The sequence below is a fragment of the Anaerococcus sp. HMSC068A02 genome (assembly GCF_001811125.1).
GTDB classification, from domain to species: domain Bacteria; phylum Bacillota; class Clostridia; order Tissierellales; family Peptoniphilaceae; genus Anaerococcus; species Anaerococcus vaginalis_C.
Map to the genome: position 1 here is coordinate 1 of NZ_KV803773.1, position 595 is coordinate 595.

At 40.7% G+C, this 595-nt stretch carries 1 protein-coding gene; it reads left to right on the top strand.

From position 1 onward, the window contains the following. Positions 1–13 precede the first annotated feature (13 nt). Positions 14–595: GTP-binding protein (locus tag HMPREF2782_RS08440; protein WP_148130032.1), on the top strand; the 582-nt coding region annotated here is incomplete at its 3' end.

Sequence of the window (595 nt, forward strand, 5' to 3'; positions counted from 1 at the left end):
TTAGGAGGAAATAATGAGTAAAGCACAATTTGAAAGAAGCAAACCACATATTAATATCGGAACAATAGGTCACGTAGACCACGGTAAAACAACAACAACAGCAGCAATCACCCAAGCATTAAACAAAAAATATGGAACAGGTGAATTCGTAGACTACGATAAAATCGATAAAGCACCAGAAGAAAGAGAAAGAGGAATCACAATCAATACCTCAGTAGTAGAATACGAAACAGAAAAAAGACACTACGCACACATCGATGCCCCAGGCCACGCAGACTACGTTAAAAACATGATCACAGGAGCAGCCCAAATGGACGGAGCAATCCTAGTAGTAAGTGCAGCAGACGGTCCAATGCCACAAACAAGAGAACACATCTTGTTAGCAAGACAAGTAGGCGTACCAAAAATCGCAGTATTCCTAAACAAAGAAGACCAAGTAGACGATCCAGAACTAATCGAATTAGTAGAAATGGAAGTAAGAGATCTACTATCAGAATACGAATTCGACGGAGACAATGCACCAGTAGTAGTAGGAAGTGCATTAAAATCCCTACAAGAAGGCGGAGAAGGCGAATGGTCAGACAAAATCCTACAA